This is a genomic window from Prevotella sp. MGM1 (assembly GCF_002933775.1).
Classification (GTDB): Bacteria; Bacteroidota; Bacteroidia; order Bacteroidales; family Bacteroidaceae; genus Prevotella.
Window position 1 is genome coordinate 1 of sequence record NZ_BEWV01000073.1, and the last position, 975, is coordinate 975.

The 975-nt window shown below is 50.2% G+C and carries 1 protein-coding gene; it reads left to right on the forward strand.

Features of this window, described 5'->3' with window-relative positions:
- Positions 1-2: 2 nt before the first annotated feature.
- The coding region (locus MoGM_RS02285; RefSeq protein WP_158249542.1) for a lipopolysaccharide biosynthesis protein at positions 3-975 on the forward strand (973 nt) is incomplete at its 3' end.

Below are 975 nucleotides of genomic sequence, written 5' to 3' on the forward strand. Positions count from 1 at the left end.
CAATGTCTTCTTTAAAATCATTGGCAAAAGATACTGCGATATATGGATTGAGCAGTATTGTAGGCAGGTTTCTCAATTACCTGCTTGTACCGCTTTATACGGCCAGGCTGTCGGCCGAGAGCGGAGGTTACGGAGTGATAACGCACGTGTATGCGTACACGGCATTGCTGCTCGTAATACTGACATACGGAATGGAGACCACCCTGTTCCGGTTCTCCAACAAGGAAAGCGAAGATCCCGATACGGTGTTCTCGACCGCTTTGAAGGCCGTCGGTGTCACCTCGTTGTCGTTCATCGTGCTTGTGTTTGTCTTCATATCGCCCCTGTCGCAGGCCATGGGATATGCCGATCATCCGTCGTATATACTGGCAATGGCGGTCACAGTGGCCGTGGATGCGTTCCAGTGCATACTCTTTGCCCGTCTGCGCCATGAGAAACGGCCTGTCAAGTTTGCCGCTCTCAAGCTCCTGTTCATCGTCATGAATATAGCTCTTAACGTGGTGTTCTTTGTCGTTTTGCCGGAGATTACAGACAGCCCTGTCGACGTTGGCGATGCGTTCTATATAAATCTCGCATGCACGGTGTTCATAACGCTCTGCTTCGCGGGAGAGCTCAAGACGGCATTCACGGCCTGTTTCGATGCCGCTTTGCTGCGCCGCATGCTCTCGTATAGCTGGCCGATACTCGTGCTCGGTATAGCGGGAATACTCAATCAGACGGCCGACAAGATACTTTTCCCTTATCTGTATGATGGGAATAACGTCAACAAGCAGCTCGGAATATACAGTGCGGCGTCGAAAATAGCCATGATCATGGCTATGATAACCCAGGCGTTTCGTTATGCTTACGAGCCGTTTGTGTTCGGAAAGTCGAAAGATAAGGATGGCGATAGCCGTGAGGTGTATGCCAAGGCGATGAAATATTTTATTATCTTCACGCTCATGGCGTTCCTTTTTGTAACCGGATATATCGGGG